General features: G+C 41.7%; 21 protein-coding genes. 10 read left to right on the forward strand and 11 right to left on the reverse strand.

The features are described 5' to 3' along the window. Positions 1 to 10: 10 nt before the first annotated feature. A complete protein-coding gene (locus tag N483_RS14820; RefSeq protein ID WP_172642400.1) occupies positions 11 to 1795 on the reverse strand; it encodes a sensor histidine kinase in 1785 nt (594 codons plus the stop codon). Positions 1796 to 1895: 100 nt separating this feature from the next. On the opposite strand from N483_RS14820, the gene N483_RS14825 reads away from it, so the two are divergent. Then, positions 1896 to 2312: a BLUF domain-containing protein gene (locus N483_RS14825; RefSeq protein ID WP_023398227.1), complete on the forward strand. Its 417-nt coding sequence runs from the start codon at positions 1896 to 1898 to the stop codon at positions 2310 to 2312. Positions 2313 to 2801: 489 nt separating this feature from the next. On the opposite strand, the gene N483_RS14830 is transcribed toward N483_RS14825, so the two are convergent. From N483_RS14830 to N483_RS14845, 4 genes are all read right to left on the reverse strand, one after another. Further along, positions 2802 to 3308, reverse strand: coding sequence for a hypothetical protein (locus N483_RS14830; protein WP_023398226.1), 507 nt, complete (start codon positions 3306 to 3308; stop codon positions 2802 to 2804). A gap of 173 nt (positions 3309 to 3481) precedes the next feature. Beyond that, entirely contained in the window at positions 3482 to 4348 is an 867-nt protein-coding gene (locus N483_RS14835; RefSeq protein WP_023398225.1) for a hypothetical protein, read from the reverse strand. Then, positions 4348 to 6687 (reverse strand): fimbria/pilus outer membrane usher protein, encoded by a 2340-nt coding sequence (locus N483_RS14840; RefSeq protein WP_231105464.1) that lies wholly within the window; start codon positions 6685 to 6687, stop codon positions 4348 to 4350. The genes N483_RS14835 and N483_RS14840 overlap by 1 nt, the downstream gene beginning before the upstream one ends. A 122-nt stretch (positions 6688 to 6809) precedes the next feature. Then, the gene (locus N483_RS14845) at positions 6810 to 7505 is read right to left on the reverse strand and encodes a molecular chaperone (protein WP_023398223.1); all 696 of its coding nucleotides are present in this window, start codon (positions 7503 to 7505) and stop codon (positions 6810 to 6812) included. Between the two features lie 413 nt (positions 7506 to 7918). Between N483_RS14845 and N483_RS14850 the strand changes: the two genes are divergently transcribed. Beyond that, entirely contained in the window at positions 7919 to 9706 is a 1788-nt protein-coding gene (locus N483_RS14850; RefSeq protein WP_023398222.1) for a S41 family peptidase, read from the forward strand. A gap of 736 nt (positions 9707 to 10442) precedes the next feature. Here the strand turns inward: N483_RS14850 and N483_RS14855 are convergent. The 3 genes from N483_RS14855 to N483_RS14865 form a co-directional block, all read right to left on the reverse strand. Next, the gene (locus tag N483_RS14855) at positions 10443 to 11687 is read right to left on the reverse strand and encodes an ABC transporter substrate-binding protein (protein ID WP_023398221.1); all 1245 of its coding nucleotides are present in this window, start codon (positions 11685 to 11687) and stop codon (positions 10443 to 10445) included. Further along, entirely contained in the window at positions 11684 to 13702 is a 2019-nt protein-coding gene (locus tag N483_RS14860; RefSeq protein ID WP_023398220.1) for a HAMP domain-containing methyl-accepting chemotaxis protein, read from the reverse strand. The genes N483_RS14855 and N483_RS14860 overlap by 4 nt, the downstream gene beginning before the upstream one ends. A gap of 267 nt (positions 13703 to 13969) precedes the next feature. After that, complete coding sequence (locus tag N483_RS14865) at positions 13970 to 15754, reverse strand: amidohydrolase (protein ID WP_023398219.1); 1785 nt, start codon at positions 15752 to 15754, stop codon at positions 13970 to 13972. A gap of 71 nt (positions 15755 to 15825) precedes the next feature. On the opposite strand from N483_RS14865, the gene N483_RS14870 reads away from it, so the two are divergent. Together N483_RS14870 and N483_RS14875 are read left to right on the forward strand one after the other, a co-directional pair. Beyond that, positions 15826 to 16509: a response regulator transcription factor gene (locus tag N483_RS14870; RefSeq protein ID WP_023398218.1), complete on the forward strand. Its 684-nt coding sequence runs from the start codon at positions 15826 to 15828 to the stop codon at positions 16507 to 16509. Next, entirely contained in the window at positions 16502 to 17656 is a 1155-nt protein-coding gene (locus N483_RS14875) for a HAMP domain-containing histidine kinase (RefSeq protein ID WP_023398217.1), read from the forward strand. Before N483_RS14870 ends, N483_RS14875 begins: the two co-directional genes overlap by 8 nt. Before the next feature lie 8 nt (positions 17657 to 17664). Here the strand turns inward: N483_RS14875 and N483_RS14880 are convergent, their stop codons facing one another. After that, a complete protein-coding gene (locus tag N483_RS14880) occupies positions 17665 to 18123 on the reverse strand; it encodes an OsmC family protein (RefSeq protein ID WP_023398216.1) in 459 nt (152 codons plus the stop codon). Between the two features lie 131 nt (positions 18124 to 18254). Between N483_RS14880 and N483_RS14885 the strand changes: the two genes are divergently transcribed. After that, entirely contained in the window at positions 18255 to 19163 is a 909-nt protein-coding gene (locus N483_RS14885; RefSeq protein ID WP_023398215.1) for a LysR substrate-binding domain-containing protein, read from the forward strand. A 315-nt stretch (positions 19164 to 19478) separates the two neighbouring features. Continuing rightward, positions 19479 to 20408 carry a hypothetical protein gene (locus N483_RS14890; RefSeq protein ID WP_023398214.1) on the forward strand — a complete coding sequence of 310 codons (930 nt, stop codon included), beginning with the start codon at positions 19479 to 19481 and terminating at the stop codon, positions 20406 to 20408. Positions 20409 to 20610: 202 nt separating this feature from the next. Here the strand turns inward: N483_RS14890 and N483_RS14895 are convergent, their stop codons facing one another. Further along, positions 20611 to 20886, reverse strand: a complete 276-nt coding sequence (locus N483_RS14895; protein WP_023398213.1) for a SelT/SelW/SelH family protein — start codon at positions 20884 to 20886, stop codon at positions 20611 to 20613. A 38-nt stretch (positions 20887 to 20924) separates the two neighbouring features. Then, the gene (gene nhaR, locus N483_RS14900) at positions 20925 to 21818 is read right to left on the reverse strand and encodes a transcriptional activator NhaR (RefSeq protein ID WP_036975377.1); all 894 of its coding nucleotides are present in this window, start codon (positions 21816 to 21818) and stop codon (positions 20925 to 20927) included. 144 nt (positions 21819 to 21962) lie between these two features. Here nhaR and N483_RS14905 point away from each other — a divergent pair, with 144 nt between their 5' ends. From N483_RS14905 to N483_RS14920, 4 genes are all read left to right on the forward strand, one after another. Beyond that, entirely contained in the window at positions 21963 to 22256 is a 294-nt protein-coding gene (locus tag N483_RS14905; protein ID WP_023398211.1) for a hypothetical protein, read from the forward strand. Positions 22257 to 22656: 400 nt separating this feature from the next. Then, positions 22657 to 23925, forward strand: coding sequence for an efflux RND transporter periplasmic adaptor subunit (locus N483_RS14910; protein ID WP_023398210.1), 1269 nt, complete (start codon positions 22657 to 22659; stop codon positions 23923 to 23925). Between the two features lie 9 nt (positions 23926 to 23934). Then, on the forward strand, positions 23935 to 24624 hold the full coding sequence (locus tag N483_RS14915; protein WP_023398209.1) for an ABC transporter ATP-binding protein: 690 nt from the start codon (positions 23935 to 23937) through the stop codon (positions 24622 to 24624). Positions 24625 to 24637: 13 nt separating this feature from the next. After that, a complete protein-coding gene (locus tag N483_RS14920; protein WP_023398208.1) occupies positions 24638 to 25966 on the forward strand; it encodes an ABC transporter permease in 1329 nt (442 codons plus the stop codon). Positions 25967 to 25976 lie beyond the last annotated feature (10 nt).

Raw genomic sequence — 25976 nt, forward strand, 5'->3', positions numbered from 1 at the left:
GTGATTTAATCTAGTTTATCGGCAGCGCTAAGGTAAATGAGGTACATTCACCTGGTTCAGATTGAAGCGATAAACTACCACCAAGTCGCTTACTCAAGTTGTAACTCACCGATAGGCCTAACCCACTGCCTTGACCAACTTCTTTGGTCGTAAAAAATGGGTCAAAAACCTTCTCTTGAATATCCAAAGGGATCCCAGGGCCATTGTCTTTCACTGTTAACAGTAGCATGCCATCGGTCTCTTTTGAGCTTAGCTCAACAAACGGGTGGTCATTATTGTATTGTGCTATGGCTTGAAAAGCATTTTTCAGTAAATTGGTTAAGATCTGTTGCACAAATCCAGGATTCGAAGTTGGCTGGCAAGTATGTGAAAAATTGGTTGTCACTGAAATTGCGCTGGGGTTTTGGTTGTTTAGTAAGGTCAGGCTTTGGTTTAGAATTGCGGCGACGTCCAGTTTGGTATGGTGTTGATTGTTCGGCACTGTAAATGATTGCAAATCTTTGATGATTTCGCTGACTCGGCTTAACCCCATTTGAGATTGAGCGACGATTTCACGGATATCATCATAAATAAAATCAATATCCGATTGTCCTCGATAGTCACTGATTTGGTTTTTAATTTCAGCGCCAATATGCTGATTACCAACTTCAACGGCACTTAAAAATTGGTCGTGCAAATTTTGCAAATTAAGGATGCTGTCCAAATAGTTATCCATCGAACCAAAGTTACTTAACACAGAAGAGAGCGGGTTATTGATCTCATGGGCGATGCCTGCGGCAAACTGGCCGACAGTTGCCATTTTTTCGCTATGAGCAAGTTGAGTTTGGGTTTGCTTTAGCTCAATCAGCGCTTCTTTTAACCTTTTACACTGCTTCTTTAAGCGCCGTTCTGACTCCTTTCTTTCAAGTAAGATGGTTAATTGCTCTGCGGATTTACTGACAACATCTATCTGTCGCATAGACACTGAGTCCATCGCTTGTTCATCAATGAAAAATACCATTAATTCCAGCACTTTGTCGTATACAACGATAGGAAATATCAGATAGCTACTGAGGTTTGACCCCAGCAATTGGTTAACCGAGTGAAATGTTTCCTTACCTGGTAAAAGGTCAATTTGAGGCTTTTTTTCTGTGAGTGAGCGAGCCAAGTAGGCGGGCAGAGTTGGCAGTCCAAAAGCACTAGAGAGTAATTGTTCCATTGACTCTTGTTGTGGCCAAACTTGGCTTAGCTCACCTTCATTTTGATTGCTGATCTTAATTCTACAGTGTGTTGTCGCACAGGCGATATTGGCAAGAGATTGCATAAAAGTGAGCATGACTTCATTGATGTCATTATTGTTGCGATGTAAGTGGGCAACACTCATCAATAAATCGCTTTCAGCTTTGTGCTGTGCGTTAATTTGCAAAAGCCGCTGCCAAGCTTTGAGATTGCGCTCAATGACGCTTAAATTGAAGGCTTCTTTGTTTTGGGCAAGGCTAATAAAACTGGCAATATCATAGTTTTCAATCCAGCTTAGTGCATCGGGCATGCGCTCAGGTTGGTGGGCTACAATAAATATCATGTCCTTGTCTTGGCAACCGATTCTGACATATTCCAGTAACTGTTCGGCTAATTCTTCTGACTCTGTGTCTTCAACGTTTAGCACGATGAGTCCGGGTTTTTTCTTACGTATAAGTTTTTTGCTTGCCCTTAAGTTGGTGGCAGTTTCAACATCGCAATTTAGTTGTTTTAAAAGTGCTTCAAGAGGCGCTGAATGCGGACCAATATTCAAAATTGTGTGTTGTTGTCTTTCCATAATCATTACTGTTCTTGCCTTGTATTTTTGTTAACTATAGCCAATGATTACACTTTCTGTGCAAAGGTACTTTAGTAGTCATTACTAGGAGCGTAAGGGTATGAAGCAAGTGAGATTGGTATATTTTAGTCAGGCATCTCGCAGTATGAGCTTGTCGGATTTACGTAATATTTTGGAAACGGCGCGTTCTAATAACGATGAAATCTCGGTATGTGGCATGCTCTGTTTTGAAAACCAGTTCTTTTTGCAAGCATTAGAAGGGGACAGAGAAGCCGTTAATGAGCTTTATCTCGATATTGCCGATGATCCAAGGCATGAAGAAGCAACCATAATTAGTTATGACGAGGTAGAAAGCCCAACCTTTGCAAAGTGGCAAATGGGCTATGCGGGAGGCTCTGAATTTTTTTATGAGTTGCTGCGTAAAAACGGTCAAACTGAATTTGATCCCGAGCAAATGAGCCAAGTTCAGGCTCTCTCCTTTTTAATCGACATGGCTGCTTTTCAAACTGATATCTAGACAGGAGGTGCTTTATCCTACTCTTATTTTTTGCCCATTGAATTTGGGTATTACTCAACGAGTGTTTGTTTTTTAGCTTTGAAAATATAGATTGTAGAAGGCGCATTTTATGAGTGAGGGCGCAATCAAGCTGTGCCGAATGGTAACCTGAAAAGTGTCAATGCTGCTCTGTATTCTCTAGGTCAAAGAAGTGGCGCTGTACTTTCGAATAAGAGGCTGCTTAGTTCGGTTTATGAATTTAGCTAAACCCATATAAGTAGGGACGGATAAGCTAGAGTTTAATCAGCTTGTATTAAAAAACAATGTGCTGAAACTGAGTAGGTTCTGTGGAAATTGCTTCAATATAATTATTTATGAAGCACCACGTATTTGGCATAAATACGGGAGCGGCTTGGTTGGAGAAATGAGCTGACACTTACTTTAGTCAACTCATTTTTGATGAGTTGGGCAGTAAAGATTAAGCCATAAACTTATCTGCCCAATTTCAAATTAGTTAGGGCTTACTGTTACTGTGATAGTATCAGAGTAAGTACCTGCGTCATCTAGACCGTTTGATTGAGGTGTGATTTTAAGCGATGTAGCTTGAGTTTCACCAGTCACACCTGTACCCGCTGTCGTTGCTTTTGAATGCTTGTAAGTACCAGTTTGTAAATCGATACCAGAAGTATCACCGATGTTTAGTGTGTAAGCGATTTTACTACCTTTCGCGTTGTTTGCGACTAGGAAACCACCGTTTGCAGATGTGTACTCTGTCGTTGCATTTTCGCCAGTGTTACACCACACGTCTAGAGTACCGATTTCTTGCGTCTGTTGAGAAGAATCAAGCTTTAGACCAGTAACGCTGTTGCTGCTACCACTGCTTGTTTTACACATTGGTGCGATTGTACCTTCGAAAGTGAATTTAGCTTCAGTACCTGAGATATCTGAGACAGCAGCTGCTGCAGTGATTGATGTGAATGCAGTTGCAGCGAATAGTGATTTTAGTAATGCGTTCATGGCTTTTCCCCTTAAACAAAACACGAAGTAGTTTTTATATCTAGTTTTCAGTGCTAGGCCCCGTTGCCTAGTTGATATTTTAAAAGCAAAGGGTGTGCCAAGAATTAAAATTTATTCCAAACTTTTTGTGTTTTGTGTGGTAAAAAATCATTTAACCTTTTATTATCATATGCTTACCTTGGGTATACTGTGAGTGATAAATTATCTCGATAATAGCCTGCGGGCATTAGCTCGACATTGCCCAAAACAAATTCAAAGCCATACCACTTATTTTTGACACCTGAATAAAAGTTGTAGCTGCGATTAAGTTGCTCTGATGACGAAATTTTGACGTTATCAAAGGCGATGGTGTAGTCAATTAGTGCTCGAGTGTTGGTTTCATGACGCAATCCATTGAATTCTGAGTCCAAGACAATATCGTAAGAGCTATTGCTGAGAATTTTAATGCCCCAATAAAAACGCATATTACTCTTAAGCTCGCCTAAGTTGATCTGGTATTGGCCATGACCACCTGATACTTTGCCTTTACTATTGTTATCCAGTGATATTGAAACTTGAGGCTCAGAATAATAAGTCATGTCTAGATATTGCTCTTCTACGACTTGATTGTTTCTAACAACAGATACTTTAATGGCACCGTAATATTCACCAGCTGGAAATAAACTGTAGTGCCGCAGACGTACCCACATTTGAGTAGTGCGGTCCTTGAGCTTTGACTTCCAAATACCATTTCTTACTTTGATCTTTTTAAACTGAGCGTCAAACAGCTTGGCATATTTATCTTGAGTAGGGCCCTCAAAAACCATTGAGTAGTAGTAGACATCTTCAACCCATATTTCATCGGCGCAGTCGAGTAACCTATCCGATACCTGTACTTTAAGGGGTAAAAAGACTGAAACACGATTTTTATGTTCAGTAATAATATCGCTTGGATTGGAAGTAGCCAATAAATTACCATAGCAATTCCGCCAATTAGCCTGTGCTGGTGAAGTGGACAGCAGATAACTCAAAATCAGCAATATCAAGATCTTGAACTTCATCAATGTGCGCCTCCTTTAGGCTGGGCTGGTTTTAATACTACTTTACCTATTCTGACAAACCGCTGTTCGGTGTCAGCAATACTCAGTTGTCCGACTAAGTCATCTAGCTCGATGTCAAAGTGACCCAAGCTTATTCCTTCTACTACAAAACGCCCGGTACGGTTGGTGAAAAACGGCCAACTTTGTGCTTGGGAGTCGGCGGACTCGGCGTTTTGCTGTTTTACAATACGCCCTCGTTTCATTGCAATTGGTGTGCCTTTATCATCAACTAAGGTACCAATAATGGTATATGATAAGTCAGATCCTATTTGAATATGATGGCCTGTTGCTGCGCCTCCTACTTTAACATAGATGCCAGGACCCCAGTCGTAACCAAGTGGAGCGTCGGGTACATCGACGTTAAGCTGAGTTTTACTATAGCCGTTACCTAGATCAACGAGTGCACCTATCTGGCTGCTCGGTTTAGTTTGTGCTCGCCCAGTTCGATCAACATTTATCAAGACATCTGCATTTTTAAGTGAGTTGTGTTTGGTCACGACGGCAAATGGTGCGGTCGTGGTCGCCCCCATACCAAGGTAACCATCAGCAACTCCCAAGCTGGTTGATAAGTTCACACTTGCGCTGCTGTCTGAACGAATGCCAAAACGAGAGTGGTTGTTGGCGCTGATATCGGCTCTGACAAAAGCGCCTGTATAACTCGCTTCTAATTGCTCTTGTCTAAAGTCTTCTCCTTGCTCGGCAAGTACTTGGTAACCATAGTCGTTGACAAAGTTGTGATTGGTTTTTGCATAACTTGCACTCGATACCTTGGTGCGACTGTTGTACTGGGCTCTAGCGCGATTGCTACTTTCACGGCTGTCGTAGTTCCAAGTAAAGTTGAGAAAGAACTGATTGTCAGGCTCAAATCTATCATCGTCACTTTTGGCGTGGTTGTAACCCATTCTCAAGCGAATTGTTTCATACCGAACATTAAACTCAGCGGTGATGCTATCGGTGACAAAGTTGTCATCGTTCTCGGCGCGCGTCGCGTTGAAATTCAAGTCCATATGTTCATTAATAAAATAGCTGTAATCCACAAATGCGCGGTTGCGGTTGTTTTTGGTATCGAATTCAAGCCATGGGCTACTGGTAAAGTCATGGCTGATTTCGTACCCCAAACGAAAGTTGGGTGAGCCAACATTACCGTGACCAAATATACTATGTTCAGTTTCAAGCGAGTAGATACTGCCCGCAGTGCCATTCACTTCACTTTGAGAGTATCGCAGTGAGAGATTGCCAATCGGGCTATTAATAGTCGCCAGTGTACCAAGCACATGGCCCAGCGGGTGTACAGCGCCATTGAAACCAAAGGTAAAGGAGTCGCTGAGTCCGTATTCATAGGTGCCAGATATGATTAAGTCGTCGTCATAGTGAAAGCGCTGTTCTTCAAGAGAGGAGAGATAACCAATTGATAGTGAATAGTCACTAAGTCCTTTAGCTAGCAGCCTAGCGTTGTAGTGTGTTGTAAAATGAAACTCTTCTTTTTCACCATTGGGGTAAGTTGCAACCACGTGAATATTGTTCTCTCCAGAAGTGAGCGGCAAGTCACTTAGGTCATATCGGCCCGCTTTCAAACGCAGTCGTGAGATTAAAAAATCATTGATGTAAACTTCGAGCAGTGCCGTACGAGGAAGCACAAATTGCTGGCTATTGCCTGGTGTGATGCGGCGTTGTGGCTGCAATTTAGAGTAGGCTTTCTCAATACTAAATCCTGCCAGTTGAGCACCAGGCAGGTGCCCTGCGCTATTCATGCTGGTGTCGCCTAATGTGTATCGCAAGGGTTTATCTGGTTGATCATAGTAAAATGCTGTTTCTCCTCGATAAACTTTACTAGATCGCTGATTGCCATTTTCCCAAAACACAGAGCTTTTCATATTGATGCCGTCTGTGCCGCCAATATTGGCATCAATTAACCACTCCAGCTGTGATCTATGGTCATGGTTATTATTGGTTCGTTCATGATTCAAGTTAAAGTTATTCAACACAGCCCACTTTGCTTCTCCCTCGGGTAGTTCAAAGTGCTTTTGCCTACCATATGACAAGCTATCTGTGGCCATTGCTGCTTCTGACAGTGACATTTCAATAGTCAAATCCTGTGGTTGTAGAGTAAGTTCAATCCCTTTAGCTGAGAACTCAGCAGGTGTGACGGCTGTATCACCTAGCTCGGTTAACCATGCCAGAATTTCTTCACTCAACACTGAGTGCATTTTGTTTTTAAATTCGGCAGCGGCAATTGATTTCAACTCTAATCCATCGGTAGCGGCAGAAACTTGCCCTATTTCGGCAACATGTAGCCGCACAGGAAAGTCCATCTCGAAGGTAGTGGAAAACGTCTTTGAAACCCAAAATAAAAGAAGTGCGTATAACACACACTTCCAATCAAAAGGCCGAATATAAGCGCCCAAAAATAACATAGATAAAGCTACTTTTTATCGAATAGGTTTATCAGCTCTGCGCTTTTGGAAGGCTTGTTGGTAATGACGGGTTTTAAATCAACTTCCATCTTGTGTCCAGGCATGATGAAACGTCCAGATGTAATTGATTGCAGTTTCGCCCAACTAATAACTGTTTCGCCTTGGTGGAAGTGGTAGTCGAAATGAGATAAGTCTAATACTCGCTTACCTTTGTTAGCAATTGTGAGCTTGCAATCATCGATTTTTTCACAGCTTATCTCGCTTTGTTGTTGCGCTTTTATACCATCAGGGCTGACAAATACCAGAGTTGCAAAATTAAACACCATTTTAACCCCTGATTTGTCGTCTTCATCGGGCAATGGCAGTTGTTTAAATACAATTCGGTAAGAATGAGTTTCTTTAAGCTCCGGGGAACCTAAGTATTTGGCACGGAATACTTGATAACTTTTTGCTTTTACTTCGACTTGCGGCGGTAGAACAATAAAGTCATCTTCTGCAGGTACCAGTATTTCCTGTTGGTTTTCATCAAATGTACGTTTATATACCTCTATTTCGATGGGTAATGTGTTTTCACTGGGGTTTTGCAAGCGATATGTGACTAATGACTTGTTGCCATGCGCTGCTAAGTCAACAATCATGGGTTGAACTTGGTAGGCTATAGCAGGGATTGATAACCAAAAAAGGAGAAACATTAGTAAACGCATTTGACTTCCAACAGACAAGCTTGATTATAAAATTTGCTATACGATACCGTTACTACTAGCTAAAACAAGTACAAATTATCCTTTTGATAAAAATTTCCCAGTAGATTTTAGTATTGCGCTGACATTAGGTTAGAGAATGTCGTACTTTAAAGCATTATCCTCGTTACATTTCCTCTTTTATTGCCTTGAGTCCCGAGTAAATAAATACTTTATTGGCTTCTATGTGTGGATTGGAGACAAGAATATTAAGTGACTTTCTTCGTATTTTATATCGCTATGTATTATATCTAATTATTAAAAAGTTAATAAATATCAATGCATTAAAATTATCATAAGCGGGGTTGTCAGTTGACAAATTTGATTGTCTGTAACCATTATAGGTCTGAAAAATGATAATAACAAAAGGAGTTACTATGATCTTGAAATTTCTCGGCCGCGGGTTTTGTATCGGGACGCTATTTACAGCGAGTGGATTGTTGCACGCCAATACCTTGGCTGAACAAGCACCTGAAAACAGCAATGTGAGCACCAGCCAATTTCAACAAGCACTACCTGATATTATAACCTTTAGTGAATTTGTACATCGAGTCAGATATTTTTATCCCAGTGAAGCTGTTTCTCAAACTATATGGAGTTATTTCCTTGAGAAAACAATCAATGAAATGGTTGAATTACCGCAGCGCGAGCGTCTAGAGTATGCCTTTGCGCAGCTTAAAAAAATAGCCCCACATATATCCACCCAGCCTAGCGATCTACCAGCTGTTAAAAATAACGAAGTAGCCCGAACTTGGGTTGCAACGGGGGCGCGTAATGTGACTGCGTATGAACGGAATCTAGAGTCTGGAATATTTTCAGAACTTGTCAATAATGTAGAGACTCCAAAGTCTAAAATTTACAGCGATGTATATGGTAATCAACCAGTTTATTGGCCGCTTTATCTAAATAGCCAAGACAGTTTAAGCGGAGAAACTTTTAGGCCGCCCAACCCTAAACAGTCATCTTTGATGAATCCAGCGACATGTATGGCTGCGCTGAGTTCTATGTGGGCAGAAATTTATCATTTTTGGCCGTACTTTGAGCAAGTAACTGTTAAATGGGAAGACAGTCATGTGGCCTTATTGGAAGGGTGTCTGGATGACCCGAAAAATCTGCAGAGCACCATCAATATTGAGTTTAAAAAGCTACAGGACAATCATGTTTTTATCGCGTTACCTAACGAATTTAGAAATGAAGGTGTGTACCAGCTACCGATTGGTTTAGATTATATTGAGAGTAAAGCAATTGTAACGAGCAAAACCGATTACATATCACTGCAAATTGAGATCGGAGATGAACTTGTTTCTATTGATGGTGTGGCTGTAGAGGAGCTAATCCAAGCGGCGACTACCACGATTCCAAAAAGTGATCACGCGGCAGTATTAGAAGCAACTACTGGGTTGACGCGAAACTATAAATCTCCAAATTTAGTTGAATTAACATTCAGAAAACCAAGTGGTGAAACGGTTACAACCACCACCGCAACAATACACCAAGATGTCATTGGAGATTTCCATAGTCATGCAGTAGCGCAACCCTTGGTGCAAGAGTTAGGTAATGGCGTTGTTCGACTAAACGTATTTGATATTGGCACTCAGGCTCAAGTTAATGAAGCGAAAGAAGCGCTGAAAAATGCAGCTGCTATTGTATTAGACATGCGTGGCTATCCAAGGAACTTTATGCTTGTTCGTGAATTTATGGGATATTTTTCGGATATCGAAACGGCTGTAGGGCCTTTTTATCATCACTCTCAAAGGGCGCCAAATCAAGAAGATATATACGTCCATTCATTTAAAGTGGGCGTACCTCTAAACGAGAAGCTATTCGATGTTCCAACAGTGGCGATTTCTTCTAAGTTTAACATGAGTGCCGGAGAGCACTTTTTAATGATTGCACAAAACTTGAACATGCCTATTGTTGGTGAAATTACCTCAGGGATCAACGGCGACTACGTCTTCGGCGGGGTTTTTAGTGGTCCTGCTTACGGTGGGATTTACTACTTTTATACTGGCGCACGATCGGATCAAGTGGATGGCAGTAAACTTATCGGTGTTGGAATTAAGCCAGACTACTTGGTTCCTGTTACACAAGCTTCGACAGCTGACAATGTTGATATTCAGTTAAACAAGGCACATCAAGTGGTGCTTGAAATGTTGGCACAATAATGTGTCGGTGAAATGATCCCATAAGTGGTGTGTGAACTTTCACCACTTATGTATTTTATTCATGCGCTTGATCCATGACCCAAGTGCATGCTTACGGAAGTTGTATGTACTGACAAGATATCGTCTCGCAATTTTTTGCCGATGTTTCATCGATTATACCCCCAGTGCAATACTATCAACGTTGCGTTCTTACCGTGAAAGCGATGAACATAGCAAAGTAAAATTTATCAGTTTGATTTTACTAATAAGTTTCATTGCTCAAATTAACTTAATAGTTTACTTAAAGAGTAAGTGGCAACCTTTAAGTTGGCCGTGATTGCAGCGTTATACCCATGGCTATGGGTATTGAATTTTTACGGATAAAATTGGAAGTACTCTTCTTTTGTTACTGTTTTTTCTTGATTTTTTTTAACTTTCAACTGATTTATCGCCAGCTTTGGCTATGCTTAACAGTGCTAACTTCAACCTCAATTGGATGGGTTAGCGTTCTTTCGAGGTGTGTTCAGGTTATGTGTTTATGAGAGTAGAATCTTCATTTTATCTTTACACGCCTATCTCCCGCATTGTCGCTATGATATTTCCCGCTGTTTTTATCTGGTCTTTTTACTAAAGAGCACAGGCATCACTGAGCAAAGGTTAGATATGTGCATTTAGGGATGTTTTTAGTTTAATAACAATCGACCTATTCTCGCCACGTAATCTACCTCTTCTCAAATGCTGCCTGTGAGGGGGGGATTTAAATGGTACAGCTTTTAGCACCGACATAATCCCAACTATTCAGACCTCGTTGGATATGTAAAGCCGCCTGTTGAGCCGAGCTGCCGGAAAATACCTGCTTTATTGCTTCTGCAACGAGTTGTTGGTAACTCGGTGTGCCTTGATTTAATGAAGGAGCGGTAAATAAACTTGCATCATAACTTTGCTCGTTAAGCAGTTTTGCTTGAGCACGCAAATTTGCACTGTTAATTTGCACCTGTCCTCCGTAAGCCGGGATCTCATTTAGCGTGTTGGCAAATAAGTTGGCGAATGTTTTAGTGGTAGTAAAATGTAGCACTTTTTGAGCAAGTTCTGCCTGTTTGCTTTTCGCATTGATTTGATAGGTACCATCTGCAAAGCCATAGAAATGTCCGCTTTCGCCTGGTACTGGCCAAAATTCGATTTGGTAACTTTTATCAACTTGGTAGAAAACAGAGTTTGGCCCTGCACGCCAGCCACCATCAAGTGCAATCGCCGAGTTCCCCAGCGCTTTGCTGGTCCCCATACCGTGATAGTCTTGTGTTAAAACATTTTGGTTGATATAGCCTTTAGCATACCAGTGCTTTAATGTTTCGAGTATGTTGAGGTAGTCAGAATCGGTAAAACACGCTTGACCAGCAATGAGCTCTTTAGCGCGAGAGGCGTTGAGTAGACCCGCAGTCATGACCTCGGCAACGACTTGTGACAGATACCATTGGTCACTAGCCATTTGGAGTGGTGTCACATTGTGGCTTTTAAGTTGTGCAAATAAACTTTCCAATTGCGATATGGTGCGAGGCTGAACTGTTAGACCATGTTTGGCGAGCAACTTTTGATTGATCAACATGCCCTCAAGTTGCATGGCAAATGGGACACCATAGATTTTAGAATCAGCACCTGTTGCAGCAGGTAGTGCGTTTGGGTTAATAGAATCTGGTGGAGATGACTGTGCTGTGATCACGCCGTGTTCAATCAATGGTGCAAGGGCAGCAGCCCCTGGCATCCACTGGAATAGGTCGACGCGACGATTTTGAACCGCTAATTGGATATGTGCCTGATAAGTATCAAAGTCGATGACTTTTACATTGACTTGAATGCCATTAAGAAGGTTTTGGCGATTGATCTTGTCCCATAGCAGCTGCTCTTGTTGGCGCCATGTATAAAGATCAAGTTGTTGCTTGGCACTGGCAAAAGCTGGGTAAGCAAACAGAAAAACAATGAGGTATATTAGTCTAGCTTTGATCATTTTGATTGCACCTTAAACTGTTCGTTCATCAATACAAGAGCGCCAGAAGCTTTATCCAGCTCTGTGGCTGCGGCATTATTATGTTGAATTTGATCTAGTGTCTGTAACGACAACCCATCGATGTTTTCGATGCTGGTACTGATTTCCTGAGCTGCAATATGTTGTTGTTTGGCCGCTTCGGCGATGACTTCATTTAACTGATGTGCATTGCTTACGCCCTGCGCAAACTCTTTGATCTGAATATCAATTTCTCTAGCCATTTGCGTGCAAGATTCAGTGTTCTCAACAGAACTGTGAAGCGCTTTTACAGCGAGCTCCGAAGATGAAAGGAGCTGGTTAATCTTGCTTTGAATTTGTTCAGTGGAGGTCTGTGTGCGCATCGCCAACGTTCGGACTTCGTCGGCAACGACAGCGAATCCTCTGCCGTGCTCAGCTGCACGAGCCGCTTCTATGGCTGCATTGAGTGCCAGCAGGTTGGTTTGATCGGCAATGGTATCGATGACATTGACAACTTCTTGAATTTGACGGCACTCTTGGTCAAGAGATGCAACAACCTCTGCTGCAGAGGTCATATCACCGCGTAACTGTTCGCTGAGGGTTTGGTTTTCGAGCACTAACCCCTGTGACTGAGTGGCTAGTGCATCTGCATGAGCCATAAGTTGGGTGGCTTGTTCGGCGGTATCTGAGATTTCACTGGAGGTTGCTGTCATTTCAAGAACTGCACTGGCAACTTGAGTCGTTTGATCTTTTTGCTGATTGGCGATGGTGGTTGTGTGCTGGGCACTGGTTGATAAAGTGTCAACTGACTCATTAATGTGTTCGGATTGGGTTTTAATGTCAGTAATGATATTAACAAAAGCAACCCTTAGACTTTGCAGCGATTGGCGAAGTTGTGCGAATTCATCTTTACCAGCGATGGTAATTTGTTCTCCCAGGTTTCCTGTCGCTAGTTTTTCGATGTCAGCCACAGTTTGCTTCAATGGCCGGCTAATACTGCGGGTAATATAAAAGGCCGTTAAGATGCCAAACATGAGGGTGGTCAGTGTCGCCAAAGAAATCCAAGTGAAGCTAGATTCAACCGAAGCGGTGGTTTGTGCCTCAACGGTTGCACTAAAGGTTTGGCTGAGCTGGCTAATGTGTGCCATATCAGATTTTAGTTGTAGTAAACCGGCTTCTACCTGACTTAGGTTGTCTATCAACACATTTTTACTTGATAGGTAACTGCTTTGCAGTGATTTGATACCATCTTGTTTGCCTATGATCCAAGCTAGTTCAGTGGCGACTGTCCCCATTGGCGTAAGAATATTGCGCTGTAATGTGGTATTTGACGACAGTGTTTGCAGCTGATAGCCACTTTTTACATAATCATCTAGCCACAGTTTATACTCTTTTGATAGTGCTTGAAGCTCTTGTAAGTTGTTGATAAGCAGATACTGCTTTGCGATGGAAATGCCGTACCTTAGCTGGCTCAAAGATGCTGTAATTAGCTGATTTTGTCTGTAGCGCTTATATCGTTCTGTTATGTTCCCCAGCTGCTCATCTAGCTGGCGGACCTGACTCTGGTACTGCTCTAAGGTGGCTTTGTTCTTCAGCGCGGCACTTGCGACATTCATTGATTTCTTTTGTGCATTAAATACTTGCGCTTTGCTTGCTTCAAACTGTTCAACGACGTGTAGCTTTTCATCATTATTTGGCAGATCGGCAAACAATCTAGCCATTTCATCAAGTTGCTGCTGGATCTTTTTCTGATATGCATTGATGGAACCTTCCAATTTTAGCTGTTCAGAAATGGTATCTGCATGGTAGTGCTGATAAACAGATAAATTGAGTTGGTCCAGCTTACTTTCTACAGAATTTACTTTTATATCAATTGGTTGAGCTACTTGTGTGACTTTTTTCAAATTACTGTTGATCTCAGACATTCTGAAAAGAGAAAAAACGCTGATGGCAACCATTGCCAGGAGAACTACCGTGTATCCGACTGATATTCTTGATATTACGGATGCTTTGAACATGGTATGGGTAACTTATAGATAATACAGGTTTAAATTTTGCGCAATGGTAACACTGTCTATTTTAAAAGAACCTAGCCTTTATTCAGTATATTTAAACAATAAAATGTAATTTATCGCAATCAGATTGTTGAGTAAGTGTTTAGTCTGTGTTGTAAGAGTAAAAAAGTGACTTTATTCGTAATTTAGTGGTAATCAAAACTGATTTTAACGGAGGGGTTGTTGCTTTGATGTAATAAAAGGGGCTTACGCCCCTTATTAAAGTGTTGCTTATTTTTGATAAACGATTTCACCATCAAGTAGCGTCATCACGACTTGGGTATTGGCTATTTCTTTTACCGTGCTATCGAATAAGTTTCTATCTAATACGATTAAGTCTGCAAGTTTACCGACTTCAAGGCTGCCGACCAGATGTTCTTGTCGCATGGCAAAGGCGCTATTAAGGGTGTAGGCCTCAAGTGCTTGCGTTAACGTAATGGCCTGTGGCGTGCGCGTCATTGCATTGCTGATACCAATAAAGGGGTTAAATGGACTGACATTCCAATCACTAGATAATGTGAGGGTTGCATTATTCTCTACCAAGCTTTTTATTGGCACTAAATCTTGAGAGCGCTCGCTACCAAGTAAAGGGATATTTTCTGGCCAGTGACTTGGGTCGGTAAAGTCACCTGCAACCTGCGCATCAGCTATTACACCAAGTTTGGCAAAACGTGCGTAATCAGCAGGGTCAACGACTTCTAAATGCGTTAATCTGTGTCGAGCTGCGCCAGTAGAAGCATTTTCTATGGCGTTGAGCGCTTCATGTATACCTCTGTCTCCAATTGCATGGATATTAAAATCAAAGCCTGTTGGTTCAAGTGCTTTTATATACTTTTCTAAGCGAGCTTGCGTGAAGTAATTGAGCCCTTTGTTACCATCCAGTTCTAACCAATCTTGGTGATAGGGTTCGTGCATTGCAGCAGTAGTATTGATCAATATCCCATCGACATAAAATTTGACTTGATTAACCTTTAGCAAGCTAGCTGGATCGGCTTGGTAGAGAGACTTGAGTTTACTTAGTTGAGTGGCATCATTCATCTGCGGATATGCCCACAAGCCCAAATGTGTTCTGAGTGTGAGCTTATCTTCATTCGCTATTTTTAGCCAAGTATCTAAGTGCCCACGCTGCCAGTATGTTCTAGCATCGCTAATCGATGTGATCCCAGCTTTGTTAAGTGCCGGCATCGTATACTCTACCAGTCCCAAATAATCGTTTTGCTGGGTATTGGTGAGTGAGCGCATGGCAAGCTCCATGACCTGGTTTCCAGCATTATCGTAGAGAATACCATCCAGATTACCTTGCTCATCCCGGCCAATTACGCCGCCAATAGGGTCTAGACTTTCGGTATGAAGCCCTGCTAACTCAAGCGCTTTACTGTTTACCCACATGGAATGTGACGTCTGTTCCATAATAATAACTGGGCGATTAGGGACCGCTTCGTCCAGCACTGCTATGGGGTTATCTTCCATTTCTAATAGTGTGCCAATAGCGTGTCCGTAACCAATTAGCCATTCTGCATTCGGATTTTGGAAAGCGGCTTCTGCAACTAAGTTGATGTAGGTTTGCGCTGAAGTTGCTTCTGGAATTGTAAACTGGGTTGCGTCAGAGCCTGATTCCAGAGGGTGCATATGAACATCATGAAACCCTGGCATCACCATTTTGCCTTTGAGATCGATAACTTGGGTATTGTCACCGATATATTGTTGTGCCTGATCACTGGTTCCGACAAATACAATTTTATTATCGGTTATTGCAATTGCCTGAGCCCAAGGGGCTTTTTCATTCACAGTATAAATACGGCCATTGGTGAAGACTATTGTCGAATGTGTTTGTTCTGGTTGCGATTGAGATTGAGATTGAGATTGCGATTGCGATTGTTGAGGCTGAGCTGTTGTATTGTTTGCTGTATTGCTATTTGTGGGACTATTAGCTCCAGAACTTGAATCTGAATTACACCCTGACATACATAGGCCAGCTACTAATAACGGAATTAAAGACATATTTGTGACTCGCATAGTTGACTCCTGTTTGATGGCACTACAATATCAGTGGCATGGTAACCACAAGGTAACAGTGTAGAGGTTTAATGCTCGTTTTGCTGGTAGAGGATGATACTTCCTTGGCAGCCCAATTAATTGACTTTTTGCAATGCGAGGATATCGAGGTGGATTATGCCACGTCTATTTCGAGTGCAAAAGAAATAGCTGCTAAAACAAGGGAATATATTAATTATGACGCCGTGATCCTCGATATGGATCTGCCCGATGGCAGTGGCTTGAGTTTGCTATCTACACAGATATTGGGTCAAGGTGTACCGGTATTATTTTGTACTGCTGCCACATCACTTGACGATAAACTCGCTGCTTTTTCTGCAGGTGCGCTCGACTACATAACTAAACCGTTTGCTTTACCTGAACTGGCTGTTCGGTTAAAGATATTAGCGCAAAAAAAGCCATCAAGTCGCACTGAGGTTTTTAAATTAGATACTTTAGAGGTTGATTTTAGCTTGAAAATTGCGAAGCGTAACGAACGAGTTTTGGTGTTGTCTCCGCAGCAGTGGCAACTTATATCCTTGCTGGCCAACCACAGCCCTATGCCAGTAAGTAAAGATCAGATCTTGAACTATATCTGGCCTGATCAAGATGTGAACAATAATATGTATAAATCATTGTTAACGCGTCTGCGCCGCAATGTATCTAAACATGATGAAGTGGAGTTGATCCATACTATCAAGAGTCAGGGGGTAGTGCTAAGGAGCGAAGGTGATTAAGCAACAGAGCTTTGCGCGATATTTCACAGTCAGACTAGGCATTTTTTTTGTAGTGTTTATTGCCCTTTGGATCCAAGTTGCAACTTGGGTTTATCACTTTGCATGGGATGACACGACTGAGCACTACCTGTATCAGGACTTAGATTTAGCGCTGAGTGGCCAATTATCAATGCCTGTGATAAGCGACGAGAAGTATATTGGTATACTGGCTAATATGCCCGTTGAGTTTCAACATATATTGAGCACACATGATGTGGAGTTTGAACATACGTTTCTCCTGCCAAGTGCAACTGGGGATATGTATATACTCAAAAGTGAAGGGCACAGTGGAGAGCCGCTGTACGTTATTCATTTTTTCTCTCATCAGAACTCGCCCAGTTTGTTGCCTATTTTTTTGATTTTGAGTGGCTTTATGTTGTTCCCTACGGGGTTTTTAGCGTGGCGGATATGGCGCTCAATAAGCCTAGATATTAATGTGCTAAAGTACAGCTTGGAAAAAGATAATGAGCACACAATTAGATTTGTTGAGTTAGCTGAAATCCAATCCTCACTTAAAATGGCAAGGTTTGCGCAACTACATGCACAGCAGCAAGAGCGCTTATTTTCTTCTTTTTTAAGTCATGAGGTGCGTACACCGCTCACGAGAGTAAACAATAGCATAAGTAGGCTCCAACAAATTGATGATATACCACTTGATGCACTGGACGTGATCGATGAACTTGAGGCTGGGCAGCGTGAGTTGGCTGAGACGGCGGATGCGGTGTTGTTATTGTGCCAGCCAAACAAAGCTAAGTTAGAGTGTAAAGCGCTTTTACCGATATTATCTCGATGGCAAAAGCAGTGGGCGCAACGGGGTCTCGAAATAGAGCTGTTGGGAACTGAGCAGATATCAGAGCAAACAATCCAACCAAAACTCTTCTGGTTATTATTAACTCAAGTGGCTAAAAACGCGCTTCAACATGGTGACGGAAAGTTGATTGTTAGGTGTTTGAAACATGGCTTAGAATTTGAAAATGCACGAGATTGTACACGAACAAATTCAGGGCACGGGCTTGGCAGCAAAATTATCATGCAAGTATCTGAGTGTTTTGGCTGGAAAGCAGCAGTGCACTCTGGAGACAGGTACATGCTGCGTGTGTTGTGGTAGACGAGTCGCTATTCAACTTTTATCTCGGTATAGACGGAGTTTGCGATAAAACAAGCCTCATGGGCTTGGTGATGCAGGTTATCAACTGTCTGTTTATCTATGGATTCTGGTTGCTGCCATTTAATGCGAGGTTTCAATATAACCTCTGTCATCGCCATTTTCCCATGCGCATTGTTGCTCATAATACCTGTTGCACTGTCCTCATAAGATTCCACTATATAACCTGACTTTGCAGCGAAGTGTAAAAAAAACAACATGTGGCAGCTAGAAAGTGAAGCCACAAATGCTTCTTCGGGGTCAACATTGTCTGGTTTTGAAAAAGGTAACGGGACCACTGAAGGCGATGACGAAGCATCAATAGTGGCTCCCCCGTCAAATGACCACTTATGAGCTCTACTGTATTTAGCATCAATAAACACTTCTTCTGATTGGCGTTGCCAAAAAATAGTCGCTTGGTAGATAGACATGGATTCTCCTCAAAAAGTGATACGAACACATTAGGTTCACAAGGTTTAGTAAAGATGTGCTTAAGTATGTAATTGACAGGGGAATAATAGAAGCGATAATAACTCAAATTGACGTGAGCTAAATTCATATCATGAGCAGCTTAAATTTATCACTTACTGCATTACATACTTTCTCTATTGTGGCGAAAGAGCTCAATTTTACGGCTGCTGCGGGGGTGCTTCATATCTCGCCGAGTGCCGTTAGCCATCAAATGAAACTATTGGAAGCCCAACTTGGGATGAGCCTGTTTCATCGCAAGTCAAAAGGGGTGACATTAACTCAAGAAGCTGAGCGGTTAGCGGATCATGTTAACAAAGGCTTTAATCTGCTTGAATTTGGCATAGAGTCAACCAAACGAGCCAACACAACAGAGCGTGTTGTTCTTGCGGTGATCCCCTCATTATTGGAGCACTGGCTGATCCCTAAACTGGGAGATTTTTATCAACAATTCCCGCACATTGAGTTGCAACTAATTGCACAAGATCAGCTAATTGATTTTAATCGTCACCATGTACATGCGCATTTGCACTTTGGTCATGGGCAGTATCAAGGGTATAACTGTACTCACTTGGGCGCAGAGTGGATTTATCCAGTATGTTCACCAAATTACGCAAAAGAGCTAGGCAAAAATGCTGAGTTGTTGAGCTATCAGCATGGTATTGAAGACGCGCCAGGTATTATTGACTGGAATAATTGGTTTTCACATCAGTCAATAAATATGACAAGCCAACCAGTAAATCGAGGCTTTAGCCACGTAGGGCATACATTGACAGCGGCAAAATATGGACAGGGTGTAGCGTTAGGGTGGCACGTCATTGCGAGTGAGTTGATAACACAAGGTGCCTTGAAAAAAATGCAGTTTGAACCCATCGCGATGCCATTCTCCTATTTTCTGGTAACACCCCATCAAACTCATCAAAGCAACGCGTTGCAATGTTTGCTTCAGTGGCTGCAATTACAATTTGCAGATTCGCGCCCATGTGTTGTTTGTGACGAATAAACTCAGTGGTTTTAATCGCTCCCTAGTGGATGCTAACTTCTATGTCTATTTGATTGCATGAAATATTGTTCTACGTAGTGAATTCATTATGTTAAGTATATTAGAGGAGTAAATGCAGAGTGGCGGTAAGTGCTTATATCATTAGTGAAATGCTTTAATATTATCCAAAGTTTGCAATTTACCCTCGATGTATGGCTAAATTTAGTGTACAACTTTTAACAGTTTGTCTTGTCTATATAGATTAGATTACAACGTTATTCGTTGGCTCAAGGAAGCGTGTTAATTTTAGACCTAAAAGGTAGGTGTAGGTACAAGATGTCTCAAACAAAAAGTAATATTGCACTCGGTGTTGCATCAGCTGCATTCGCATTGACGCTGTATAGTCATTTTTCTTCTCAAACTAACGTTGAGGCTGCTCAAGTTGAACAGCATCAACCATCAGTAAATACGCGTCAGGTGTCTACTGAGCCTTCTCATATAAATAAAGCTTCTAAAAGTAAAAGCTATGATGAAATGGACAGCAGTGCATTGATCGCGCGTATTGAGTATTTAGAAGAGCGTCTGTTGGATATCGAGAATCAAGCTTACGGCAATGGGGCTGCCAGTGATGTGATGGAAGAAACTATCCTAGCGGTGCTGGAAGAAAAAGAGCGCAAAGAGCGCCAAAAGAGAAATGAAGATAATCCTGTATATGGATTCTATGAAGACTTACCTAAAGACTATGATCTGAAGCTAAAAACTGATCCGGAGTTCGCAAGTAAAGTCAGTCAAGATTTAAAAGGTAAGGTGCTGGATCAAACCCTCACACCACAGGAGCGCCTGTCGGCAATGGGTCAACTGCAAATGAATATGTATATTTTAAATCGCACACAAGATGAAATGTTCGATTATGAGACTGTCGACGCGGTACTTGAGATCAGTAGAAACAGCGCTGACGATAAATTAAAAGTACAAGCACTCGAAGTTGTCGCTCACTCTCCAGTGGTGGATAGTCGAATAGCAAAATCTTTGCAGGATATTATCGAAAAAGAACCAAACAAATATATGAAGACAATGGCGGCTGAAGGATTAATGGGGCAGTATTACCAAGCAGGTGAAAGCAATCCAGAAATGAAGCAACAATTGGCCAATGAAATCTTAGCTATGTACGACAATGCCAGTAGCTCAGAAGTACAGGCTGTGATGCAGCGTTTGATCAGAGACGGTGAGCTGTTAGAGCAGATCCGAAGAGATGCGGGAAGGTAATTAACGCTCCTTGACTACCAATTAGTAATTCCCTGTGCGGTCCTTAATTATTGTACCGCACAGTAAATTCAACGAGTTTAACTCAGTGAAATAGCCATAATTTTGATAACTTAATCCTTGCTCATTGAATACACCCCAATAAGCTATTTGCTATTATTCTTAATTGACCAACACAAGGGCGTTGTTTGTTAAGTGAGTCTTGCTACTTGTCAATATGGCCAAGGTCTCGGCTTGGGTCGAGTTTATCTCTTACCCGTCTTTTAAGTTCTTTGGCTTCTGGAAAACCACTATCTTGTACACGGCACCATATCAGATCGTTGTCATAGTAAATTTGAAAAACACCTTTACTCGCTGGCGCAAGTGCAACTTCTTTTAAATCTTGGCCAAATGTTGATAACAACTCTTGAGCGAGCCAGCCGCTTCTTAGTAGCCATTGGCACAATACGCAGTAGTGAATTGTGATTTTTGGTTTATTCATTTTTTATCAACTTCCACAGGAACAAGGGTAAAATATCATTATTCACCTTCACGCTGAGCATTTTGCACAAACTCTGAATAAATACTGTCTTTAATCAGCCTATCAGGTGTAAAGGCATAATAATGTTGATAGACATTTTCAATGCTGCCGATAAAAGTCACATCATAATGCCGTTCAATTTCTTCACGTATCGACAGTGGGGCCGGAAAGATACCAAACCCTTGCTGGCCCAGTGACTTCATCAAGGCACTATCGTCTACATGACCTGCGACAGACATTTCAATCTCTAAATCTTCGAGCCAATACTGGATAGCATTGGTAACCGGGCTTGCTTTCGCAGGTAAGATAATTGGCATATTTTTCAGTGTGCTAGGGTAGTTTTTGCTCAGTTTAGAATAGTATGATGAATTACCGTAGAAGCCTAGCTGGCTTTTACCTATTTCGTGACAAAATGCTTTGAACGGTGTGGAGCTATCAAGTGGCTTATCTGCTAAGACCAAATCTATTTTGTGTGTTGCCATTTGCGCCAGTAATTCTGATTGCTGTCCATCAATACAGTGCAAATTGGTGATGCGCTCATGTTTAATGAGGGGAGACAACCACTTTGAGACTAAGGATTTTGGCAAAGCATCCGAAATGCCTACTTTCAAAGTGCGATTTAAATTATCGAGGTCTCCTCGAGTTGTTTCCAACCACTCTTCCGCAACATTGAACATATCATTAGCATATTGTTGGGTAAGTTGCCCGTACTCCGTAAGCCTTAACCCTCTTCCTTCCCGGACAAACAACGATTTTCCCAGTCGTTGCTCTAGGCTAGTTATTTGCGCACTAATGGTTTGTGGTGTGAGGTGCAGTACCTTACTCGCTGCGGCAATGCTGCCTAATTTACTGACTTGCCAGAAATAATAAAGGTGGTTGTAGTTAATATTCATCATACTTCGTTAATTTCGATGTCTAAATAAGATTTAATCAGCTTTTATCTTTGTTTCCACCTTAGTAGATTTAAATCAACGGCGCAATCATTAATTTCACTAGAGTGTAGTGAAAAATGAATAATTATGAGCGAGGTCAAAGGTATGAAACTTAACTTAAGAATGACAGGTAAAGCATTAGGTAGTGTGGCGAAAGCGAAAATATCAAAAATGATCAGTACCCAACTTGCTAAATATGTTACCAACATACGTAAGGTTAAAGTACATATTGATGACGTACCTTCGAAACTACATGGCACGCTAACCCAGTGCAGTATTGAAGTGTTGCTACCAGGTTTACCCAGCATATCTGTTAAAGCAAAGGGCAAAAACCTAGCTCAGGCTATCAGCCGAGCAGTGAGCAATAGCGAGACAGTGTTGACGCAAAAGCTATATTAAACACGCTGCTTCAAGTAACGGAAAAGCGTTTAATAGATGTATTTTTATCCTCTGATAATCTTGCGCGAATAGAAACTCCCAAGCACTTGCTGCGGCATGGAAGCTGCATCTTTTATAATCACTTCATATATCAATTTACGTACTCAAACACTTAATTTGTTAACTTGTTGCATTAAATATTTAATGCTAATTACGCATCGTTGACGTTCATGTTAATATTCCCATAGTCTAAATTTTCCCAGCTATTTTAATTAATTTGTTAAATGAGAAGTATTTGGACATGAAGGGGGCCCCTTACATATATTATATTTTAATAAAATGTTTATTTTAAGTGACATTTTGGGGCTGGTTGTGTATTTTAATCAATGAAAAGCAGTAACATAATGCTCAAGGAAGTAACATGACATATATATCGGATACTAGTGCCCAGGACACGCAAATAGAGAAAAAAAGGAACTATAAGCTCTATTTGGCTATCGCTGTTGGTATCGTTATTTTTTTAACTTTGATAGTGCCTCAACTATCAATTTGGTTTAGTGGAAAGAGTGCTGTGCGTATTGAAAGTATTCGCATTGCAGAAGTTCAAAAAGGGCAATTCGTACGTGATATCTCTGTTCAAGGGCGCGTCGTTGCTGCAAAACGCCCCACATTGTATAGCCCCGCTCAAGGTACAGTGACTTACCTAGTGACCCCCGGGGATACCGTTAATTTTGGGGAGCCGCTCGCTTTAATAGATAGCCCTGAGTTGACGAGCTTATTAGCACAAGAAAAATCTGAACTAACGCGCCTGAAAACGCAGCTTGAGCGTGAAAAAATTCAAGTAAAAAAGCAGGATCTTGAACAAGAAAATTATATTGGAAAAGCGCAAGTAGCCTTAAACGCTGCTAAGCGGGAAATGCGCCGAAATGAAGAAGGGCAAAAAAATCAGGTTGTCAGCGATATTGATTATCAAAAAGCCAAAGATGACTTGGAAAATGCAGAGCGAGAACACCGCTTAGCAATTAAAGAAGTCGCATTATTGAAAGAAAGTCAAAAGTTTGAAATTAAAACGCGCGCCTTGGAGCTTGAGGCGCAGCAGGTGATTGTGAACGAATTGCAAAGGCAGGTGGCAGCCTTATCTATTGTGTCTCCCGTATCAGGCATTGTAGGGAATTTAACGGTTGAACAAAAAAACTCGGTGACTAAAAACCAACCGTTGCTGAGTGTTGTCGATCTGTCTCAATACGAAGTGGAAGTGAATATCCCTGAGAATTATGCCGATGACTTGGCGTTAGGCATGGGGGCTGAGCTGATGCTCAATGGCACCACCTATCAAGGTGAACTCACCGCCATTTCTCCAGAAATTGTCAGTGGTCAAGTGGAGGGGAAAATTCGCTTTAAAGACAAAAATATCAAAGGGTTGAGGCAAAATCAAAGGTTGACCAGCCGAGTCGTCTTAGAGGAAAAAAATGATGTACATTTTTTACCTCGTGGTCAGTTTACCGAATCTGGAGGTGGACGCTATGTCTACGTTGTGCAAGATGACATGGCAGTGAAAAAGTCCATAAAGTTGGGTTCAAGGAGTTTAGGACAAGTCGAAGTTATTTCTGGTCTGGCAATGGGCGAGAAAGTGGTTATTTCTGACCTAAGCGTATTCAATGAAGCAGGAAGTGTGAGAATCGTTCAATAGGGGGTAGGTATGTTAAGAATGAGCAAGTTGGCTAAAACTTATCGTACAGATACGATCAAAACGAGGGCGCTGTGTCCGTTTGATTTAGAAGTAAAACAAGGTGAGTTTGTCGCTGTTGTTGGTCCATCGGGATCAGGAAAAACAACCTTTCTTAACATTACTGGGTTACTCGAAACCGCCAGTGAAGGTGAATACTGGCTGGATGGCTTGGAAGTTTCTACATTGAGAGATAAAGCTAAATCAAAACTCAGGAATGAGAAAATAGGCTTTATCTTTCAAAGCTTTAATTTAATACCAGAACTTAATATTTACGACAATGTTGAAATGCCTTTGCGCTATAGAAAGCTCTCGACCGCACAGAGAAAGCAGCGAGTAGAAGAAGCCCTTGAACAGGTAGGGCTTGTTAGTCGACAAAAGCATTTTCCCGCTCAGTTATCTGGGGGACAGCAGCAACGCGTTGCAATTGCTAGAGCGTTGGCTGGCTCTCCAGCGTTTCTCTTGGCCGATGAGCCGACCGGTAATTTGGACTCCAAAATGGCTGATGGAGTGATGTCATTGCTTAAAGAAATAAATAAGCAAGGGACTACCATCATTATGGTAACGCATGATCTAGACCAGGCAACACAAGCCAGCAGAATAATAGAAGTAAAGGATGGTGTCATTAGTGAAGTAGAACACTGCGCTCAAGAAATCGCATAAAGGTGACCCTGTTATGATAACTTACTACACCAAACTTGCCTTTTTGAGCTTGTGGAAAACGCGCTATATGAGTCTACTGGCGGTTATTGTAATCGCCGTCGGTATTGCTGCGACAATGACAACCTATACCATCAATCATATGATGACCAAGGATCCCTTGCCTTCAAAGTCGGACTCAGTATTTCTGGTAAGGTTAAACAACTGGAGTCCGGAAGCTGCCTATCGCAACCGAAACGAAGAAAACCCGCCTATTTATATGTCAGTGCAAGATGCTGTTAACTTAATTAATCACAATGAAGCGCAAGCACATATCCCGATTGCGGGATTTAAGGACATGTTAAAGCTGCCAGAGCAAAGTGCCGTTGATGCAAAAATGACCTTCGTCAGAAGCTCGACGACAGACTTTTTCTCGTCATTTGAAGTGCCTTTTTTGTATGGTTCAAGTTGGCCTAAAAGCAGTGACGACAGTGGTGAACAAGTTGTCGTGATTTCTAAAAAGCTCAACGCTGAACTGTTTGATGGGCAAAACTCTGTGGGGCGCGTTGTGCAACTTGGCGAACATCAATACACAGTTGTCGGTGTATTAGACGATTGGGCTATTCTGCCTCGTTTTTATGGTGAGTCCATGCGTGCGTTTAAAGCGCCAAGAGATATCTTTATCCCGTTTCAAACACAGTTAAATTTGGAGCTTTGGTCGTCAAATGTACAGGCATTTGAGTGCTGGAAAGATCCCGAAAATGCGTCAGTGAAAGCGTTGTGGGCATCTGAATGCGTGTGGGTGTTCTTCTGGGTTCAATTGAATAATGAGCTAGAAAAGCAAGAGTATATGGACTTCTTACAGTCGTATGTTGAACAGCAAAAAGCGTTGGGGCGCTTTCAAAGACCCACTTTAAACAAATTACAGTCCCCCACTGAGTATTTAAAGGAAAGACGCGCATTTTCGACTGATAGCGAGATAGCGGTTTGGCTTTCGATATGTTTTTTTGCACTGTGTTTATTAAACGCCATGAGCATTATTATGACCAAGTTTCAGGGCAAAGCTGGTGAAGTCGCCTTGCGTCGTGCTGTTGGGGCAAGTAGCCTGGATTTGGTTCATCAATATACTATTGAAACCGGAGCGATAGGGTTATTTGGCGGCATCTTGGGATTAGTCTTTACCCAGATTTGTTTATTTCTTTCTAGCCAGCTTTATACGCATTTGAGTAAAGATATTATGACTATGAGTGGCGAGTTGATGGCTTCTACAGTATTGCTATCTATTTTATCAAGCTTAGTTTTTGGTATGTTTCCCATAGTTAAGGCCATTAATGTTCAGCCGGCAACGCAATTAAAGAGCTTGTAAAGGAGATAAT

Source organism: Pseudoalteromonas luteoviolacea NCIMB 1944, assembly GCF_001625565.1.
Taxonomy (GTDB): domain Bacteria; phylum Pseudomonadota; class Gammaproteobacteria; order Enterobacterales; family Alteromonadaceae; genus Pseudoalteromonas; species Pseudoalteromonas luteoviolacea_F.

Excerpts from the sequence above, each read along its gene's own strand:
- N483_RS14835 (WP_023398225.1), bottom strand. The coding sequence starts at position 4,348 with ATGAAGTTCAAGATCTTGATATTGCTGATTTTGAGTTATCTGCTGTCC.
- N483_RS14845 (WP_023398223.1), bottom strand. The coding sequence starts at position 7,505 with ATGCGTTTACTAATGTTTCTCCTTTTTTGGTTATCAATCCCTGCTATA.
- N483_RS14905 (WP_023398211.1), top strand. The coding sequence starts at position 21,963 with ATGAAACTTAACTTAAGAATGACAGGTAAAGCATTAGGTAGTGTGGCG.
- N483_RS14825 (WP_023398227.1), top strand. The coding sequence starts at position 1,896 with ATGAAGCAAGTGAGATTGGTATATTTTAGTCAGGCATCTCGCAGTATG.
- N483_RS14855 (WP_023398221.1), bottom strand. The coding sequence starts at position 11,687 with ATGATCAAAGCTAGACTAATATACCTCATTGTTTTTCTGTTTGCTTAC.
- N483_RS14850 (WP_023398222.1), top strand. The coding sequence starts at position 7,919 with ATGATCTTGAAATTTCTCGGCCGCGGGTTTTGTATCGGGACGCTATTT.
- nhaR (WP_036975377.1), bottom strand. The coding sequence starts at position 21,818 with ATGAATATTAACTACAACCACCTTTATTATTTCTGGCAAGTCAGTAAA.
- N483_RS14920 (WP_023398208.1), top strand. The coding sequence starts at position 24,638 with ATGATAACTTACTACACCAAACTTGCCTTTTTGAGCTTGTGGAAAACG.
- N483_RS14895 (WP_023398213.1), bottom strand. The coding sequence starts at position 20,886 with ATGAATAAACCAAAAATCACAATTCACTACTGCGTATTGTGCCAATGG.
- N483_RS14870 (WP_023398218.1), top strand. The coding sequence starts at position 15,826 with ATGCTCGTTTTGCTGGTAGAGGATGATACTTCCTTGGCAGCCCAATTA.
- N483_RS14820 (WP_172642400.1), bottom strand. The coding sequence starts at position 1,795 with ATGGAAAGACAACAACACACAATTTTGAATATTGGTCCGCATTCAGCG.
- N483_RS14885 (WP_023398215.1), top strand. The coding sequence starts at position 18,255 with ATGAGCAGCTTAAATTTATCACTTACTGCATTACATACTTTCTCTATT.
- N483_RS14860 (WP_023398220.1), bottom strand. The coding sequence starts at position 13,702 with ATGTTCAAAGCATCCGTAATATCAAGAATATCAGTCGGATACACGGTA.
- N483_RS14915 (WP_023398209.1), top strand. The coding sequence starts at position 23,935 with ATGTTAAGAATGAGCAAGTTGGCTAAAACTTATCGTACAGATACGATC.
- N483_RS14880 (WP_023398216.1), bottom strand. The coding sequence starts at position 18,123 with ATGTCTATCTACCAAGCGACTATTTTTTGGCAACGCCAATCAGAAGAA.
- N483_RS14830 (WP_023398226.1), bottom strand. The coding sequence starts at position 3,308 with ATGAACGCATTACTAAAATCACTATTCGCTGCAACTGCATTCACATCA.
- N483_RS14890 (WP_023398214.1), top strand. The coding sequence starts at position 19,479 with ATGTCTCAAACAAAAAGTAATATTGCACTCGGTGTTGCATCAGCTGCA.
- N483_RS14865 (WP_023398219.1), bottom strand. The coding sequence starts at position 15,754 with ATGCGAGTCACAAATATGTCTTTAATTCCGTTATTAGTAGCTGGCCTA.
- N483_RS14910 (WP_023398210.1), top strand. The coding sequence starts at position 22,657 with ATGACATATATATCGGATACTAGTGCCCAGGACACGCAAATAGAGAAA.